Raw genomic sequence first — 18346 nt, forward strand, 5'->3', positions numbered from 1 at the left:
GCCCTGCTAGTAATAGCAGGGCTTTTTTCGTTTGAGCAAAAGAGCATTTTATTTTTTATCACTCGCAGGACCGTCGTGTGGTAGCTACACTTTGTTCAATCTATTCTTATTCTTTTCGGTCTCTATGTCTTAGGTATAAAAAAGCCGATGTATTAAACATCGGCTAGAGAGACATGGTTCAGGAGATTTAGCTACGCAAAGCGGCTTTGGCTGACAGTGCTTTTTTATCTGAGTCTGAAAGAAAGGCTAATTCTAATCCGTTAATTTGCGCTTGTCTGATCTGCTCTTGAGAAAGACCCGCTTGAGGTGCTGCAACTTCATATTCATATGGAAGTTCAATACCTTCAACCGCTGGGTCATCAGTATTTAAACAAGCAAGTATCCCATGCTCTAAAAACTGTTTTATAGGATGATGAGCAAGAGAGTTTACTGTGCTCGTTTGGAAGTTTGACGTTAGGCAAGACTCAATGCCAATACGATGTTTGGCAAGATAATCCATTAGCTTAGGGTCATGGACGGCTTTTACTCCGTGTCCAATGCGTTCTGCACCTAGCTCTTTAATTGCCTGCCACATACTTTCTGACCCCGCCGCCTCTCCAGCATGTACTGTAACTCTTAGTCCTGCATCTCGTACTTGTTTAAAGTGAGAAATAAATCGCTCGCCCGGCTGACCAAGTTCATCGCCCGCTAAGTCGACTGCAACAATGTGCTGCTTTTGAGTCAAAATAGCGTCTAGCTCCTGCTGACAAGCATCGGTGCCAAAAGTGCGGCTCATAATTCCTATTAGGTTAGCCTGAATACCGAAGTCTCGAACGCCCGCTTGTACCCCATCAACTACAGCCTCAACAACGCCAGCGATAGGCAGTTGATGTTTCATAGCCATATAGTAAGGAGAGAACCTCAGCTCGGCATAATCAATTTGAGCATTTAAGGCATCTTCGACATTTTCGTAGGCGACTCTTCGGCAAGCATCGAGATCACCCAATACGGCAACTCCCCAATCAAGTTTTGATAAAAAAGCGACCAATGATGGCTCTGCTTCGACGATTTGTACATGAGGTGTGAGCTCTTCTATGTTGCCAGCTGGCAGCGCTACACCAAATTGTTGCCCTAGTTCTAAGATAGTTTTGGTTCGAATGTTGCCGTCAAGATGGCGATGCAAATCAGTAAGCGGTAGATTTTTAGTTATCATTATGTTTTTCCGAAAGTGTGTATGGCATCAAGTATAAAAATCAATGTGGTCAGTGTCAGCTAGCAAAGAGTATTAAATCACCCAATTCTGTTTATTTGGCTTTTATGTTTACCATATCTGTTGACCATTCGTTAAAAGGGATGGCTTTACTAAACAGAAAGCCTTGCCCCTGAGTGCAGTTAAGTATGGTTAGGAGATGGACTTGCTCTTTGGTTTCAATACCTTCTGCTACAATTTCGACATTAAACCCACGAGTCATGTTGATGATTGCCGCAACGACTGAGCTACTGAGATTTGTCTGTTCGAGCTGCGATACAAACGCCCTGTCTATTTTTAGACAATCGAATGGAAGTTGATGTAAATAAGAAAGGGAGCTGTATCCGGTACCAAAATCATCTATCGCGATATGGATGCCCAGCTCTTTGAGTTTGTTCATGTTTGCTAAAATAACTGGGTCGTTATCAACAATTCTTGATTCTGTGATCTCTAAAGCGAGGTTATTGGGTTCAAGCCCCGTTCTTTCCAAAGTCGCTTTGAGTTCATGAACAAACTGAGGTTGAGATAGCTGGTTCACTGAGAGGTTGACGTGCATTTTAAACGTCGATCCCCATTTACCCATCTTGATGCCTTGCATTGTGTCAAAACACGCTTGATACAAGATTTGCTCACCAATCAGGCCAATGAAGCCGCTTTCTTCAGCGATAGGAATGAATTCCAAGGGGGGAATGATATCACCGCTTGGTGTCACCCAGCGTGCCAAGGCTTCAGCTCCGATGATATCTCCCGTTGATAAGTTTACAATTGGTTGATAATGCGGGATATATTCTTTGTTCTCTATGGCAAGCTTAATTTGAGTGAGCATTTGCGTACGTTTACGAGAAACATCGTCCATCTCTGGAGAGTAATAGCAGATCCTTGAGCGCTCTTGCTTGGCGTGGCTGAGTGCAATGCTACCATTACGTAACCATAGCGCCATAGTATGGAGTGTGTCATTAGGGAGTACGATGCCAATGGAGGCATTGACGACCACTTTTTCATTATGCATTGAGAATGGGACAGCAAACATTTGTAATATGCTGTTAGCCGCGGATTGGGCTTCATTCTTTTGTTGTAAAGAGGGGATGTAAATAGCGAATTCATCACCACCTGTACGAGCAATACATGAGGTGCTTGCAAATAGTGTGCGTAATTTTTCAGCAATAATTTGTAATAGTAAGTCACCTTGCTGATGTCCCAAGCTGTCATTAATATCTCTGAATTTATCGATGCCGATAAGCAATAGGCTGCCATTAATTTGATTTGATTGGCTAAAGTTATCAATTAAACCTTCACGGCTATAGAGCTTGGTTAGGGAATCGTAGATCAATTGGGAATGCAGTGCCTTAAATGAGGCTTTTAGGTTATTGGCCATTTCATTGAATGAATAAACAAGCAAACTCGTTTCATAAATATTGCCAGCTTTCGGCATGTTACTTTCCCAATCCCCTTGTGCTAGATGCTGAGCAGCAGCAGCGGTAGCGGTAATTGGAGTGGTGATTCGATTAAAGGCAATGAGCCCTATACCGATGCCGATAAGGCTGACAATACCGCCAATAATCCAACTGTTTTGTTGGTTTTCTGGCAATCGACCAAGTAGATCGGTTTCTGAAATCGAGACGCCAATAAACCATTCGATGCCATGTTTATCTTTAAAGGGAGTGAGATGATTAAAATAGCGGGTGCCATCAACTACCGTTTCGAATTTGTTGAGTGTTGCTGACAGCATTTTGTCATGGTTATCAATATAATGTGCACTGGCTTGGATCACTGGGTTGGCATTTTCGATAGCCAGTAGTCGCTCTCCTTTTGCCGACAGTTCGGTCCCCCAAGAGACAACGGTGCTGGTATTGGAGTGAGCCACCAATCTTTTTTCTGGATCAATAATATACACGTTGGCATGAGTTTTTTGTTGCAGTGAGGCCAGAAACGCATTGAACGTATCGATTTTCACATCAGTCACCAAAACACCGATGAATTTGTTCATAGAGAAAACGGGTGCTAAAGCAGAGAGCGTGATCTCTTGGCGTTCATCAACATTAGTGTAGATTGGCGACCAACTTGGGCTTAAACTTTGTGCAACTGGAGTATACCAGGGGCGAGTTCTTGGATCATAATCGGCAATGGTGGAGCGAATATCTTGATTGATGGTTTTTCCTGAGTAGATCACCAAGTTTTGCTGAGTTCGATTATCTTTCACCATCAAGGTAAAACTATCACCAATCTCTTTGCGAAAGCCCACGTACTCCGCCTGTTCGCCACCAAATCCGATCACATCAATTTGTTCTAGCGGTCGATAAAGCGTTTCAAAACTGGCAAGCAGATATCCTTCTATTTTACTGACATCGTCCGCAGAATAGAACTGACTAAAGCCGATCGTGTGGCTTAAAGCGAGGCTGGCTTGAAAAGGTTCATCGAGAAAACTGATCAGCCGCTGCTCTACATTGGCATTTAATGATGAAAGCTGCTTGCTGCTAATGTCATCAACCATCTCTTCATAACTGTATTTTTGTACACCCACAATCACTCCAATCGTTATGAGGAAAATCATAACAAATGGTAGAACAACGGCTGTTTTCAACGTTATTTGATTCGTAAATGACATGTCGTGTCTTCTGCATCCATACAAATTATCGGTAAAACACGCAAGGTGGTGGGTGATTGCATTGTGCCAGAAAGTGAATCACTGCACCTGATCATTAAAAAATTATCAGTAAAGTTCTTTTAACTTCCTTGTCAACGTATTGCGCCCCCACCCAAGCACCTTAGCTGCGTCTTGTTTGTGACCATTGGTGTGATGAAGTGCTGCTTCCAAAAGTATACGTTCAAATTCAGGAAGTGCATAAGAAAGCAGCTCTGTTTCTCCTGAAGCTAATGAAGATTTAGCCCAACTTGCGAGTTGTTGTTGCCAACTTATAGCACCATCAAAGTCACTATTTTTCTTTTCCGACAATAATTCGGAAGGAAGATCACTGGGTAGCACCTCGCTGCCACTGGCCATTACAGTTAACCAGCGACACATATTTTCAAGTTGTCGTACGTTTCCCGGCCATTCAAGACGATTCAAAATTTCAATGCTCTTAGGATGCAGCGTTTTCATTTCTACGCCTAATTCTTTTGCTGCAGAGGCGAGAAAGTGCTTGGTCAGTTTTTCTATATCTTGGCTTCGTTCACGCAGTGCTGGGATATGAATACGAATGACATTGAGACGGTGAAAAAGGTCGTCACGAAACTTTCCTTGATGAACGAGTTTTTCTAAGTTTTGGTGAGTGGCGGCGACAATGCGTACATCAACTTTGATTGCTGAATGCCCTCCTACACGGTAAAACTGACCATCGGCTAAAACACGCAGTAGCCGAGTTTGAATGTCGAGCGGCATATCGCCAATTTCATCTAAGAATAGGGTGCCACCATTGGCCTGCTCAAAACGCCCTTGGCGGACACTGTTTGCACCAGTGAATGCTCCTTTCTCATGACCAAACAGTTCTGACTCGATGAGATCTTTTGGAATTGCGGCCATATTGAGGGCAATAAACGGTTTTTGGGCGCGTGGGCTATGGCGATGAAGCGCGTGAGCGACTAACTCCTTCCCGGTTCCTGATTCACCATTGATCAATACTGAGATTGAGGAACGTGATAAACGGCCAATCGCCCGAAATACCTCTTGCATTGAAGGGGCTTCTCCAATGATTTCCGGTGTACTATCAACGCCAATCTGTTGATTGGATTGTTCTTTGCGCTGCTCCTGACTATGCGCAATGGCACGTTCAACCAAGGTGAGGGTTTCATCGACATCAAAAGGTTTAGGCAGGTACTCAAAGGCACCTTTTTGATAGGCATTCACCGCGGCATCAAGATCTGAGTGGGCAGTCATGATTATGACGGGCAACTCAGGAGATCGTGAATGAACTTGGTTTAGCAGCTCAATACCATTCATGCCCGGCATGCGAATATCGGAAACGAGTACATCGGGCGTTTCTCTTTCTAGCGCCAGTAACACACTTTCGGCATCGGAAAACGTTTCGCATTTTATGTTGGCTGATGAGAGCGTTTTTTCCATCACCCAGCGGATCGAACTATCATCGTCCACCACCCAAACGTATCCTTTACTCATAATGTTTATTCCTTAGCAGCAAACCCAATCAGACATCGGTCAAATGGGTAAATAAATAGTAAATGTGGTTCGACCTGGCCAGCTTTCAACATCGATTTTTCCATTGTGCTGATCGATCAGGTTTTGTGAGATAGAAAGACCCAGCCCCGTTCCACCTTCACGGCCGCTGACCATGGGATAAAACAGTGTGTCTTGTAATTCGGTAGGAATGCCTGGGCCGTTATCGCTGATTTCTATGCGTGCCACTAACTTATGGCGCTGTCCGTGAATATTGGCTTGGTGCACTGTTCTGGTGCGCAGTGTGATTTTACCATGCGGATCATGAGATAAAATCTGTGCCGCATTGCTGACGATATTCAGTAATGCCTGCTCGATTTGATCGGTATCCATCAAAATATCGGGCAAGCTGGGGTCATAATCTCGTTCAATCACCAAGTGTGTGCTGGCTTCTAGCTCAACCAATTGGCGGACTTTTTCCAAAATTACATGGAGATTTTCAGAGCACTTCTTGCCCGGTTTTTGTGGGCCGAGCAAACGGTCAACGAGCGCGCGCAGTCGATCGGCTTGTTCAATAATAATTTGGGTGTACTCAGTGAGACTGTGGTCCGGCAACATCTTTTCTAGCAGTTGCGCTGCGCCGCGTAGCCCACCTAATGGGTTTTTAATTTCATGCGCCAGCCCGCGAACTAAGAGTTTTGCCGCTTGCTGTTGGGCGTGCTGATTGAGCTCTTGTGTTAACCGTCGTTGTTGACCAATTTTGCGCATTTCGACCAAAAGCATCAGCTCGCGTTGCCAAGATATAGGGCTCACGGTCACTTCCAGCATCAGTGGCTTACCATCGACCACAAACGTAACATCGCTATCAGTAATACTTTGGCCACTTTGCAACGGCTGAGAAAGCAGCGCTAAATCAAGAGAAGCGTGCTGGATGAGTTTTGACAGTGGTTGGTTGATAATTCGCTTAGCACTTTGGGAGAAGAGTTGTTCAGCCGCTGGATTGGCATAACGGATACAAAGAGACTCATCGAGCATCAAGGTGGCGGTAACGATATTATTTAAAATCGTTTGGCTTAGCTCACAATTCACGTTTTCATCCTTGTCCGTGTTCCCAAATGATGCAATGCACAACTTTGGTGCATTGCATGGCTAAGTATGGCGCATCGGTGTCAGAAGAAAAAGTGAAACCTGTTGTTATATCGAGCTTATTGGCGAAGAGTTCATCACTTGATGCTGGCTCGATGTAAATGCACCGTCACAGGGTTAGACGATGCAATAATCTTGCCGTTTACAACTACTTGAATTAAAAAGCGATGCGTTCCTCTATCTAGATTTTTCAGCGTCCAAGTAGGTTGAGTGGTGGGAGCGCCATAGGCCTTGTCATTCATGACCAATTGCAACTGTTCACTGACGGTTAAGTTGCGATTGAGTTCGGCGTTGATTGAAATAACGCCCGCATTGCTGCGTAAGGTTTCATCGTCAGCCGGAGAGCGAATTGCAATGGTCAGCGGTTCCATTTTGTTGATATTGGTTGCGGATTTTTCCAGTGGCAGATTTTTGGTGAGGTTAGTGACGGGGTGAGAGGTTTCAAAGGTTGGCTCAGGCGCATCGGCCTGAAAATCAGGAATCGAAATTTGCTTTGCTCTCTTATCCTGTGGGACATCGCTAAGATGCAACACGCCGTTCGCATCCACCCACGTATAGACGTTTTGTGCAATTGAAGTCGCGGAATAAAGCATGATGAGTGTTAGGAGTAAAGTTCGGATCAGATTCACAGTCATCCCCCTATATAGAGATATTTTCACGTTAAGGGTATCGGCTTTTGAGTGCCGTTATTGTTGTAACGCTAATGTTACGATGTCCGGAATTAACCCCAAATATGAAAAAGGCTCACCTGCGAGGCGAGCCTAATAAATCCATAACCTAAGTTACATTTTGTACTAAAGCTAAGAATTATACCGAGTAGTACAATTCAAATTCTAGTGGGTGAACGGCCATGTTGACGCGTTCTACATCTTTTGCTTTTAGCGTGATGTATGAGTTGATGAAATCATCAGAGAATACGCCGCCAGCGGTCAGGAATTCACGATCTTCATCCAGTGCTTTTAGTGCCACTTCAAGTGACTCGGCTACTTTTGGAATCTCAGCGGCTTCTTCTGCTGGTAGGTCGTACAAATCTTTATCCATCGCTTCTCCTGGATGGATCTTGTTCTTGATACCATCAAGACCAGCCATTAGAAGAGCGGCAAACGCTAGGTATGGGTTTGCTGCTGGATCTGGGAAACGAGCTTCGATACGACGTGCTTTCGGGCTTGGTACTACTGGAATACGGATAGACGCAGAACGGTTACGAGCCGAGTAAGCTAGCATTACCGGTGCTTCAAACCCAGGGACAAGGCGCTTGTACGAGTTTGTTGATGGGTTAGCAAATGCGTTGATGGCACGCGCGTGCTTGATGATACCGCCAATGTAGTAAAGCGCTAAGTCAGATAGACCGCCGTACTTGTCACCAGCAAATAGGTTTACACCATCTTTTGCAAGAGATTGGTGAACGTGCATACCTGAACCGTTGTCGCCAACAAGAGGCTTAGGCATGAAGGTCGCTGTTTTACCAAAGGCGTGCGCAACGTTGTGCACCACGTATTTGTAGATTTGGATCTCATCGGCTTTCGTGGTTAGCGTATTAAAGCGAGTGGCGATTTCGTTTTGACCTGCGGTCGCTACTTCATGGTGGTGAGCTTCAACGACGAGGCCCATCTCTTCCATGATCAAACACATGGCTGAGCGGATGTCTTGTGATGAGTCAACCGGTGCAACAGGGAAATAACCACCTTTCACACCAGGGCGGTGACCTTTGTTACCACCTTCAATTTCAGCGCCAGTGTTCCAAGCCGCTTCGATATCATCAATTTTGAATGAGGCACCAGACATATTGTTGGTGTATTTCACGTCATCAAAAAGGAAGAACTCTGGCTCTGGACCGACAAGAACGGTGTCTGCGATCCCTGTTGAACGCATGTAATCTTCTGCGCGTTTTGCGATAGAACGTGGGTCACGATCGTAGCCTTGCATGGTTGCAGGCTCTAGAATGTCACAACGAATGTTAAGTGTTGCGTCTTCTGTGAACGGGTCAAGAACTGCACTTGATGCATCAGGCATCATCACCATGTCAGACTCATTGATTCCTTTCCAGCCAGCAACGGATGAACCATCGAACATCTTACCTTCTTCGAAGAAGTCTGCGTCGACTTGATGAGCAGGAATAGAGATATGTTGCTCTTTGCCTTTCGTGTCGGTAAAGCGCAGGTCAACAAACTTAACTTCGTTTTCTTGGATCAGCGATAGAACGTTTTCTACTGACATCTTGGATAACCTCCAGTGTTATTAAAGCGGTAATGGCCCGAATCGAATTGAAACTAGCATTGATTAATTTCATTCTAAACTTATTAATCGATGCTGTTTCTAATAAAGCTAAATTCGTGCCAATTAAATTAATCCTTTAATTTCAATTGCTTTGGTTGTTCTTTGTCGAATTTAAATGCTTCTCTGCACCAAAAAGATCCTTATTTGCACTATTTTGGTGCCTTGAGTTTTATGTTGCACCATTAACTACCAAAGCGCACACTATTCAGCCTAGGTTTACTAGGCTTGTCAATGCTGATTTAGTCCATTTTGATGCAATTTGTTTTAAAGCAAGTAGCGGACTAAGCTTGTGGTGAGCGAAAATCAGCGCGATAGATCACATATTTCTAGGTTTTTCGCCAAAATCTGGTACATTATTGACCGTTTTTTTAATCAAGTTCTATGCTCGTTGCGGCCTCATGCCGAAGCGAGTTACTCCCTTAATAAGTGAAGCAAAATCCATGGCTACTCCACAGATTGATAAATTAAGAAATATCGCGATCATCGCACACGTTGACCACGGTAAAACAACGTTGGTTGATAAACTGCTGCAACAGTCAGGTACGTTAGAGTCTCGCGGTAATACGGAAGAGCGGGTCATGGACTCGAACGATATCGAGAAAGAGCGCGGTATCACTATCCTTGCAAAAAATACAGCCATTAACTGGAATGATTTCCGTATCAACATCGTAGATACTCCAGGACACGCCGACTTCGGTGGTGAAGTTGAACGTATCATGTCAATGGTTGACTCTGTTTTGCTGATTGTTGATGCGGTTGATGGCCCAATGCCACAAACTCGCTTCGTAACACAAAAAGCCTTTGCTCACGGTTTGAAACCAATCGTTGTTATTAACAAAATTGACCGTCCTGGTGCTCGCCCTGATTGGGTTATGGATCAAGTGTTCGACCTGTTCGACAACCTTGGTGCAACGGATGAGCAGCTCGACTTTAAAGTGGTTTATGCTTCTGCACTGAACGGTTGGGCGACACTTAACGAAGGTGAAGTTGGCGAAAACATGGAACCTTTGTTCCAAGCGATCGTTGACAATGTAGAGTCACCACAAGTTGACCTTGATGGCCCACTACAAATGCAAGTTTCTCAACTTGATTACAGCTCTTACGTTGGTGTGATCGGTGTTTGTCGTGTGACTCGTGGTAGCGTAAAAGCGAACCAACAAGTAACAGTTGTCGGTGCTGATGGTAAGAAACGTAACGGTAAAGTTGGTACAGTTCTGGGTTATCTTGGCCTTGAGCGTAACGAAGTTGAACAAGCTAACGCTGGCGACATCATTGCGGTAACAGGTTTAGGTGAGCTGAAAATTTCAGACACCATTTGTGATCAAAACTGTGTTGAAGCCATGGTGCCGCTATCCGTTGATGAACCGACAGTGACCATGACTTTCCAAGTCAATACCTCACCGTTTGCAGGTAAAGAAGGTAAATACGTGACTTCACGTAATATCCTTGAGCGTCTGCAAAAAGAGCTTGTTCATAACGTAGCATTGCGTGTTGAAGAAACCGACAACCCAGATCGCTTCCGCGTTTCAGGTCGTGGTGAACTTCACCTATCAATCCTGATTGAGAACATGCGTCGTGAAGGCTTTGAGCTTGCGGTTTCTCGTCCTGAAGTTATTTTGAAGGAAGAAGACGGCCAGAAAATGGAACCGTTCGAAACCGTAACGATCGATGTGATGGAAGAGAGCCAAGGCGGCGTGATGGAGAAAATCGGCCTACGTAAAGGTGAGCTGACGAACATGACTCCAGACGGCAAAGGCCGTGTGCGTCTTGATTTCATGATGCCTTCTCGCGGTTTGATTGGTTTCCAAACAGAATTCATGACCTTAACCTCAGGTTCAGGTTTGCTTTACCATACGTTTGATCATTACGGCCTACACAAAGGCGGTAACATTGGTCAACGTAACAACGGCGTGTTGATATCTAACGCGACAGGTAAAGCGTTGACTTACGCTCTATTCAACCTACAAGAGCGCGGTCGCCTATTTACTGAGCACGCAGATGAAGTGTACGAAGGCCAAGTGATCGGTATCCACAACCGTTCTAACGACCTAACAGTGAACTGCTTGAAAGGCAAGCAGCTGACAAACGTTCGTGCTTCTGGTACTGATGAAGCGCAAGTATTGTCACCTGCAATTAAGTTTACACTTGAGCAAGCACTTGAGTTTATTGACGACGATGAACTAGTGGAAGTGACCCCGCAGAGCATTCGTATCCGTAAACGTCATTTGACTGAAAATGATCGTAAACGTGCAAGCCGTGGCTAATACCGTCATGGTCTAAGTTAACGAGTTAATCTAAGGGCGAGGAGTGTACTTCTCGCCCTTTGCTTATCTGCAATATAGTCAGTTTTAGGTATAGAATGGTGATTGATGATAAAAATAAGCAGGGAGAAGGCATTTGAAAATTAAAAAGCTTGGCAAACAATGTTTACTGTTTACGCGTTATTTACTCAGCCGGATGGATCATGACCGCGTCAATGTTAATGCGGGCTATTTGGCTTATATCACGTTGTTGTCGATCGTACCTATGCTTACCGTGCTGTTATCAATTCTCTCCTCATTTTCTATTTTTGCCAATGTCGGTATGGTTATTCAAGATTTTGTGATCACCCATTTTGTGCCTGCCGCAGGCGATGTAGTGCGAGAGGCGTTGCTCGAATTTATCGCGAATACAGGTAAGATGACGGCCGTGGGCGGGGCATTTTTATTCGTTGCAGCTTTAATGCTGATTTCCAATATTGACAAGAATTTGAACTACATTTGGCGAGTTAAAAACAAACGGCGCATGGTGCTCTCTTTTTCAATGTATTGGATGGTTCTTACGCTCGGGCCAATTTTAGTCGGCGCGAGTATTGCGGCAACCTCGTATATTACCTCACTCAAGATTATTGACAGCGAAGCACTCTCTGGTGCTTATAATTTGTTGCTGCGCTGGCTACCTTTTATTTTGTCATTCTCTGCTTTTGTCGGTTTGTACCTGCTGGTGCCGAATAAAAAAGTGCATCTTTCACACGCCTTGGTCGGGGCAATGGTGGCGGCTATTTTATTTGAGTTCAGTAAAAAAGGGTTTGCTGCTTATATTACTCAGTTTCCCTCCTATCAACTGATTTACGGCGCACTGGCGGCGATCCCTATCCTGTTTGTGTGGGTCTACTTATGCTGGATGATTGTGCTCGTTGGGGCGGAGGTGACGGCGACTTTGGGTGAAAAAGAGCACTGGAGCAATGAGCAAAAAATGCTAAACTCATTGCCTATCTCCGAGCAAATGATAAAGGGAAATCAGAGTGATAGCGTTGATCCAGAGAGTGAGTGAAGCGGCGGTACGTGTTGATGGGGAAGTGGTTGGCGAAATCAATCAAGGCTTACTGGTGCTACTTGGGGTCGAAAGAGATGACGATGAGGCAAAGGCCAAACGTCTAGTCGAACGCGTGACTCAGTACCGCGTGTTTGAAGATGAAGAAGGAAAAATGAACTTGAACGTGCAACAAGTGAACGGTCAGGTTTTAGTGGTGTCTCAATTTACATTGCCAGCCGATACCAAAAAGGGCACGCGTGCCGGATTTTCAAAAGGTGCACACCCTGCTGATGCTGAGCGTCTGTATGATTACTTTTCGGATTTGTGTGAGCACATTTTGCCAACTCAGCGTGGCCGCTTTGCACAAGATATGAAAGTCTCGCTGATTAATGATGGCCCAGTAACATTCTGGCTTCAAGTTTAATAAAGAAATGGATAGAGCCTCCTTCGTTGGGATCATGCGGAGTATGAGAGGCTGTGATTTAGGGATAACCAAATGTTTAAACTGATTACGCCAAGTACCGACAACCAACTGAATAAATACTACCATTTTCGCTGGCAAATGCTGCGTGAGCCATGGCATTTACCGATCGGCTCGGAGCGTGATGAGTATGATGGCATGAGCCACCACAGGATGATTGTCGATGGTCGTAACCGACCGATTGCTATTGGTCGCTTGTACATTACGCCAGATTGCGAAGGGCAAATTCGCTATATGGCGGTTAAAAGTAGCCGTCGCAATAAAGGTATGGGCTCTTTGGTGCTGGTGGCGCTAGAGTCGCTGGCTCGTCAAGAAGGTGCAAAGCGCCTAGTCTGTAGCGCCCGTGAAGATGCGATTGCATTTTATGAAAAGAACGGTTTTGAACGCCGGGGCTCGCTCAATGATGAACGCGGTCCGGTTCGACATCAACAAATGATCAAACCGCTTGATCCCATGGCCAATGTGATTCGCAAACCTGAATGGTGTACTGAACTGCAAGAACGCTGGGCCACGCACATTCCTATCAGCGAAAAAATGGGCATTAAGGTGACTCAATATACGGGCTACCAATTTGAGTGCAGCGCTCAGCTCAATCCGAATTTGAACCCACACAACACCTTATTTGCAGGCTCGGCATTTACCCTTGCCACCTTGACCGGATGGGGAATGGCATGGTTGCTGATGCGTGAGCGAAGCCTGAATGGCGATATTGTTTTGGTTGATAGCCGCATCCGCTATCGTCACCCTGTGGTGCATAACCCTTTAGCCTTCACTTCATTGGATGGCATTAGTGGCGATTTAGATCGTTTAGCCAGTGGACGTAAAGCGCGTATCGTCGTCAATGTCACTATCACCAGTGGCGGTAAACCCGCCGTTGAATTTACGGGAACCTATATGTTGATCCCCAATTACAAGGCATTGTTAGCCGCCGCATCATCGGCTGAGTAAGTGTCGGTTTCTGGATCACACGAATAGATGGTGTGCTGTGTGTTGTGGAGCAGTTCGAAGTGCATCTCACGGCACATCTGTTGGAGGTTAAGGTTAAGTTGTCCTTTCTCCAACTTGACCAAATCCACGTGACCATCAAGGTTTGCCTTGAGCGTCTTTCCAACCAGCGGCGTTGTATTAATCATCATCCGCCCTCTGTCTGAGTGAATGACTAAACCTTCGAGCGTAAACGGCTCATGGTTGAGGTTTTGCTCAGGATCGCTTAGCGTTAATATGCCTTGTCGAATATTGAGCGTTGCTTCACCTGTGAGGGAGTGGGCGAAGGTGGCGTAGTCTCCGGCGAGGCCGTTGACCTGCGCTTCCAATTCACTGAGACCCTCTATGGTAAAGGGAAGCTGGGTGACTTTATTGAGCACCGCTAGCGGTAGCCCATCGGCATGAATGTTGGTTTGCCAAGGCTGACTTAACGTTTGGAAATTCCAACGCGCAGTGGCATCGATATAACCGTTTTCTAACGGCATGAATAAACGATCTAGGTACCATTGGCCTTGCTCGCTGCGCATCTCAACGACGCTTTGCGTGCTCAATAGTGAATCGTAGCTGGCGCTGTTTGCGCTGATATTGAGCGTGCCTTGCCACAATCCCAAGCGTTTTTCTTTTACGAGAGTTAACTGCTTCCCTTTGGCATGGACACCAGACAATTGCCAATAAGGTGGCGCAAATAATTGAATGAGTTGGCTATTGGCGATGGTGAGTTGCTCGATGGTGAGGTTATCAAGCCACGGCCAATGCTGGCTCAGCGACGTAAAATCATCTTTGCTTTCGCTCACCCATTTTACACCGCGAATAGTGAGCTGTTGCAGCGATGCTGAGGTTGGGGTGATAACACCCGCCCATTGAATATCACCTTGCTTAAATTCACTACTAAAATCCTCAATGATCAGTTTACCCGGCTCGGTGCGCAGGCTAAAGGTCGGCTCCACCCACTGCTGACCTAGCCAAGTTGCATCGTCGGCTTGCAGCGAGAACTTACCTTGTTGCTGCTGCCAAATATTGCTGTGTGGATAAATGTTCTCCAGCGAAATATCGACGTTACGCAAGCTGATATCCGCAAGCTCGATCTGACTGTTTAAAATATCTAAGCTATTGATATGGTCTATTTTGTCAAAGAGCTGAAACCAACCCGATTGGCGTAAGGAATGACTCATATCTCGGCTAAGATTGAGTTTTTCCAGTGTCACATTGATCAGCGACCAACCTTGAGGATACTGCTCGGCTTGACCTGAAATAGCCGCGCCGCGCCATGACAACGAGAGCCCATAGACGGTGCTGTTGGCAGGTTTGTAATCCATATCGAGCAGTAGGTTATTCAGCGCTTCTCCTTGCCAATAAAATTGTTCAGCTGAGAGTTGTATCTCGCCGAAAGGCAGAGCTGTTGGAGCATCCGGCCAATGTGGATTTTTAATCTGTAGGTTAACACCGCGCGCTAGCCAACCTTGTTGGGCGATGTCTGCGTGATTGAGCGCGATTTGGCTCACCGAAATGGGCCATGATCGCAAATCGGTAGGAAGGCCATTTTGTAGACTGATACCACTAAGTAGCACGCTATCAACGGCGATTTTTTGGTCGCGAATGAGCTGTGGGCTGAGCCAAATATCGGCTTGCTCTATCGGGATATGCTGCTTATTTTGCCGCAGTGTTAATTGGTTGAACTGAAAATGCAAAGGATACTGGTATTGAAGAGATTGAAACGTCACGTTTCCTTTCAAAAGTCGTTCAACGAGAGTTTGAGCAACGGGAGTAGCATAAGAGGTATGTAGCAGTGCAAACATACCTAGCATGAAAGTGAGAAATAGCGCGATGATCGCAATCAGCAATGCCAAAGCCTTGTTCATGGTGTCCTTACTCGTAAATCGTTACCTGCGACAGAGTGAAACAAATTACCTCACGCAGCAACAAAAAAAGCCCCTTATCAAAGGGGCTTGCTACTGACTTATCAGTTTTAGTCGAGTTGTGGGCCTGCGGCCACTAATGCTTTACCTTCTGCGTTATCAGTATACTTGGCAAAGTTATTGATAAAGCGCGAGGCGAGATCTTCAGCTTTGCTTGTCCATTGTAGAGGATCCACGTAAGTATCGCGTGGGTCGAGAATGGTTGGGTTCACACCAGGTAGTGAGGTTGGTACTTCAAGATTGAAGATTGGAATATGCTTGGTTGCTGCCTTCTCAATCGAACCATCTAAGATAGCGTCAATGATGGCGCGGGTATCTTGAATCGAGATGCGTTTACCGCTGCCGTTCCAACCAGTGTTGACTAGATAAGCTTCAGCACCAGCTGCTTCCATACGTTTTACCAGCACTTCGGCATATTGTGTTGGGTGGAGCGTTAAAAACGCTGCGCCAAAACAGGCTGAGAAGGTTGGTGTTGGTTCGGTGATGCCACGTTCAGTACCCGCTAGTTTTGCCGTAAAGCCAGACAAGAAGTGATACTTGGTTTGTTCTGGAGTCAATTTAGAGACTGGTGGAAGCACACCAAATGCATCCGCAGATAGGAAGATCACTTTATTGGCGTGACCACCTTTCGATACAGGCTTAACGATGTTTTCGATGTGGTAGATAGGATAAGAAACACGAGTATTCTCGGTTTTAGAACCATCATCAAAGTCAATCGAACCATCGCTACGTACTGTGACGTTTTCCAGTAGCGCATCACGGCGGATCGCGTTGTAGATGTCAGGCTCGGCTTCTTTGGAGAGCTTGATGGTTTTCGCGTAGCAACCGCCTTCAAAGTTAAACACGCCATCATCATCCCAGCCGTGCTCGTCATCGCCGATTAACGCGCGTTTTGGATCGGTAGAGAGTGTGGTTTTTCCTGTGCCAGATAGGCCAAAGAAAATCGCCACATCGCCATCTTTAGCCATGTTGGCTGAGCAGTGCATTGAAGCAATACCTTGCAGTGGAAGGAAGTAGTTCATCATTGCGAACATCCCTTTCTTCATTTCACCGCCGTACCAAGTACCGCCGATCAACTGCATTTTTTCCGTTAAGTTAAACACAGTGAAGTTTTCTGAGTTCAGGCCTTGCTCTTGCCATTTGTCATTGGTGCATTTGGCACCATTCATGACCACAAAATCAGGTTCGAAGTTAGCTAGCTCTTCTTCTGTTGGACGAATGAACATGTTTTTGACGAAGTGCGCTTGCCACGCCACTTCAGTAATGAAGCGCACGCAAAGGCGCGTATCTGCGTTGGCACCACAGTAACCGTCAAGAACGAATAGACGTTTAGCGGATAGTTGACGACCCACTAGTGCTTTTAGATCATTCCATACTTCTTGGTTAATCGGTTTGTTATCGTTTTTCGCTTGTTCAGATGTCCACCATAGGGTATCGCGTGTGGTGTCATCTTTGACAATGAATTTATCTTTTGGTGAGCGGCCTGTAAAAATGCCAGTATCAACGGCAACAGCGCCAAGTTCAGTGACGACGCCTTTTTCGTAGCCTTCAAGGTCTGGGCGAGTTTCCTCGGCAAATAACAGTTCATAGCTTGGGTTGCGAACCACTTCGACTACGTTGGTTATTCCGTATTTGGTCAGGTCTAGTTGTGCAGCCTTTGTATGTTCCATAACGGTCATAGGTGCTCCTTGTAAGAGATTTTGTAGGGATTTTGTAATAATGTTTGTAATTGTTATCTGCTCACCATGCTAGCAACGGGTGGGGGATAAAACAGGGACACAGTTCAAAAATTGCCCATGACACTCCTGTGGTTTTAGGTGTCCCGTCACATATTGGCGCAACTATTTTATCGCGTACGCAAACCTTTGCGCTAGATCAATAAGATTAATACTTTTAAAAAAATAAGTACGCCATTCTGTTTGTTTAAGGCTTGATTTTGCTGGGTTTTGATCACAAAAAAAGCCAGCATAAAGCTGGCTCTGATACGTTTTCTTCGTGCTTGTTAATTCATGCAAATTAATGAATTGTGTCGCTTCCTGAGGAGGCTTGTGCGTAGAGTGTTGCGATCTCAGCCTCTTCAAATGAGTAGTTGGTGCCACAGTAGTCACAATGTAAAGAAACGGATCCTTCAGACGATAAAATGTCGTAAATTTCCTCTTTGCCTATTGTGATGATGGCTGCCCCACTGCGTTCACGTGAACAACCACAATGAAATTCCACGGGTTGTGGGGTGAACAACTGAACTTTCTCTTGGTTATACAGGCGATACAACAGATCAGTGGCTTCTAAGGTGAACAGCTCTTCGTTTTTTACGGTGTTAGTTAACTGCTCTAAGTGCTCAAAATCATCGGGCGTACCCGTTCCGTCCGGAATGGTTTGCAGCAACATGCCAGCGGCACAGGCTTTTCCATCTTGCGTACCAATGCGTATCCAAAGGCGTGTTTTCAACTGTTCAGAGCGGATGAAGTAACCTTCCAGCACTTCCACTAAGTTGTCACCCTCTAAACCGACCACACCTTGGTAGCGCTCGCCTTTCTTGGGCTCGATAGTGATAACTAAATGACCTTTACCCATCAAAGTGTGTAGGTCGGCATCATCGGCAATATCGCCTTTCCAGCGTGCGACACCACGCACTTTCTGTTCATTATCACCATTGATAACGACTAAGGAAACTGGGCCATTGCCTTGCAATTGCATGGTAATTGAGCCTTCAAACTTCAGCGTTGCGGTTAGCAAGGTCGTTGCGACGAGCAGTTCGCCCAAAAGTTTTTGTACTGGGGCTGGATATTCCTGGCTCGAAAGGATGTGTTGATACGCGTCGTCTAATTGTACCAACTCGCCACGTACGGATAGATCTTCAAATAAGTAGCGATTTAAAATGTTATTTGCCATTTAGCTATTTCCTCGGA

The 18346-nt window shown here is 45.5% G+C and carries 13 protein-coding genes; 4 read left to right on the forward strand and 9 right to left on the reverse strand.

Annotated elements, in window-relative coordinates; all coding sequences use genetic code 11:
- Window positions 1-187: 187 nt before the first annotated feature.
- From add to glnA, 6 genes are all read right to left on the reverse strand, one after another.
- On the reverse strand, window positions 188-1192 hold the full coding sequence (gene add, locus NB504_RS08395; protein WP_258428637.1) for an adenosine deaminase: 1005 nt from the start codon (window positions 1190-1192) through the stop codon (window positions 188-190).
- Window positions 1193-1283: 91 nt separating this feature from the next.
- On the reverse strand, window positions 1284-3857 hold the full coding sequence (locus tag NB504_RS08400; RefSeq protein ID WP_258428638.1) for an EAL domain-containing protein: 2574 nt from the start codon (window positions 3855-3857) through the stop codon (window positions 1284-1286).
- An 81-nt stretch (window positions 3858-3938) separates the two neighbouring features.
- Window positions 3939-5342, reverse strand: a complete 1404-nt coding sequence (gene glnG / locus NB504_RS08405; RefSeq protein WP_258428639.1) for a nitrogen regulation protein NR(I) — start codon at window positions 5340-5342, stop codon at window positions 3939-3941.
- A gap of 39 nt (window positions 5343-5381) precedes the next feature.
- Entirely contained in the window at window positions 5382-6428 is a 1047-nt protein-coding gene (glnL, locus tag NB504_RS08410; protein ID WP_026027507.1) for a nitrogen regulation protein NR(II), read from the reverse strand.
- A gap of 134 nt (window positions 6429-6562) precedes the next feature.
- Window positions 6563-7120, reverse strand: a complete 558-nt coding sequence (locus tag NB504_RS08415) for a DUF4124 domain-containing protein (protein WP_405054804.1) — start codon at window positions 7118-7120, stop codon at window positions 6563-6565.
- Window positions 7121-7292: 172 nt separating this feature from the next.
- Window positions 7293-8702, reverse strand: a complete 1410-nt coding sequence (glnA, locus tag NB504_RS08420; protein WP_017043509.1) for a glutamate--ammonia ligase — start codon at window positions 8700-8702, stop codon at window positions 7293-7295.
- A gap of 500 nt (window positions 8703-9202) precedes the next feature.
- Here glnA and typA point away from each other — a divergent pair, with 500 nt between their 5' ends.
- The 4 genes from typA (at window position 9203) to NB504_RS08440 (ending at window position 13485) form a co-directional block, all read left to right on the forward strand.
- The gene (typA, locus tag NB504_RS08425; RefSeq protein ID WP_010319743.1) at window positions 9203-11026 is read left to right on the forward strand and encodes a translational GTPase TypA; all 1824 of its coding nucleotides are present in this window, start codon (window positions 9203-9205) and stop codon (window positions 11024-11026) included.
- Window positions 11027-11159: 133 nt separating this feature from the next.
- Window positions 11160-12074, forward strand: a complete 915-nt coding sequence (locus NB504_RS08430) for a virulence factor BrkB family protein (RefSeq protein ID WP_258428641.1) — start codon at window positions 11160-11162, stop codon at window positions 12072-12074.
- Window positions 12046-12480 carry a D-aminoacyl-tRNA deacylase gene (gene dtd, locus NB504_RS08435; RefSeq protein WP_013855445.1) on the forward strand — a complete coding sequence of 145 codons (435 nt, stop codon included), beginning with the start codon at window positions 12046-12048 and terminating at the stop codon, window positions 12478-12480. The genes NB504_RS08430 and dtd overlap by 29 nt, the downstream gene beginning before the upstream one ends.
- Window positions 12481-12552: 72 nt before the next feature.
- On the forward strand, window positions 12553-13485 hold the full coding sequence (locus NB504_RS08440) for a bifunctional GNAT family N-acetyltransferase/hotdog fold thioesterase (RefSeq protein WP_081245091.1): 933 nt from the start codon (window positions 12553-12555) through the stop codon (window positions 13483-13485).
- Here the strand turns inward: NB504_RS08440 and NB504_RS08445 are convergent.
- From NB504_RS08445 to hslO, 3 genes are all read right to left on the reverse strand, one after another.
- On the reverse strand, window positions 13446-15380 hold the full coding sequence (locus NB504_RS08445) for an AsmA family protein (RefSeq protein ID WP_258428642.1): 1935 nt from the start codon (window positions 15378-15380) through the stop codon (window positions 13446-13448). The two genes, NB504_RS08440 and NB504_RS08445, sit on opposite strands and share 40 nt — an antisense overlap.
- Window positions 15381-15487: 107 nt before the next feature.
- On the reverse strand, window positions 15488-17116 hold the full coding sequence (pckA, locus tag NB504_RS08450; RefSeq protein WP_013855443.1) for a phosphoenolpyruvate carboxykinase (ATP): 1629 nt from the start codon (window positions 17114-17116) through the stop codon (window positions 15488-15490).
- Window positions 17117-17453: 337 nt separating this feature from the next.
- Entirely contained in the window at window positions 17454-18329 is an 876-nt protein-coding gene (gene hslO / locus NB504_RS08455; RefSeq protein WP_013855441.1) for an Hsp33 family molecular chaperone HslO, read from the reverse strand.
- Window positions 18330-18346 lie beyond the last annotated feature (17 nt).

The sequence above is a fragment of the Vibrio sp. RM-69-4 genome, from assembly GCF_024743775.1.
GTDB lineage: Bacteria > Pseudomonadota > Gammaproteobacteria > Enterobacterales > Vibrionaceae > Vibrio > Vibrio anguillarum.